Source organism: Mesotoga sp. HF07.pep.5.2.highcov (assembly GCF_003666285.1).
GTDB classification, from domain to species: Bacteria; Thermotogota; Thermotogae; order Petrotogales; family Kosmotogaceae; genus Mesotoga; species Mesotoga prima.
The window spans coordinates 1-782 of the sequence record NZ_JFHJ01000596.1; the positions used below are offsets into that span (position 1 = coordinate 1).

The following is a 782-nucleotide window of genomic DNA, read 5'->3' on the forward strand; positions in this document are numbered from 1 at the left end:
ACGAAGTCGCCATATACTACGTAGAAGGCTTTCTTATCTACTTTTGCAAAGGGTATTAATTGCTCGTATTCAAGATTTACAAGGTCCATACCCTTGAGTTCTTGGACTATTCTGTAATTGCTCTCTTCGCCAAGAAGCGCGCTCAGCCTTTCCTTAACAAGGTAGTAGTATTCGACCTCGTCTCCGTCTACTTTTACTTCGACCTTGACATAGTTAAACTCAGGATTTACCGCAAGAGCGACGTTTGATGGAAGTGTCCATGGAGTCGTAGTCCAAACGATGAAGTATTCGTTGTCTTTTCCTTTAAGGCGGAATTTGACATATATTGAATCTATGGTCTCATCCTTGTAGCCCTGAGCTACCTCGTGAGAGGCGAGCGGAGTTCCACACCTCGGGCAGTAAGGCATAATTTTGTGGCCTTCGTAGATATAGCCCTTATCAAAATATTGCTTGAGAATCCACCAAACCGATTCGATGTAATCGTTCTCCATGGTGATGTATGGATGTTCCATATCGATCCAGTAAGCTATGCGTTCAGTCAATTTCTTCCACTGGCTTTCGTACTTCCATACAGATTCCTTACACTTCTGATTGAATTTCTCTATGCCAAAGTCCTCTATCTCCTGCTTAGAAGAGAAGCCCAGCTGCTTTTCAACTTCGATTTCCACGGGAAGACCATGAGTATCCCAGCCTGCCTTTCGCTTCACCTGGTACCCCTGCATAGTCTTGAAACGGCAGACCGCATCTTTCAATGTTCTTGATATAACATGATGAATTCCAGG

Annotated in this window: 1 protein-coding gene; it reads right to left on the reverse strand. The window is 43.9% G+C overall.

Annotation, left to right across the window (positions count from 1 at the left end; translation table 11 throughout):
• Nucleotides 1–782, reverse strand: a 782-nt coding sequence (locus BG32_RS12540; protein WP_147435030.1) for a class I tRNA ligase family protein, incomplete at both ends; no start/stop codon positions are given.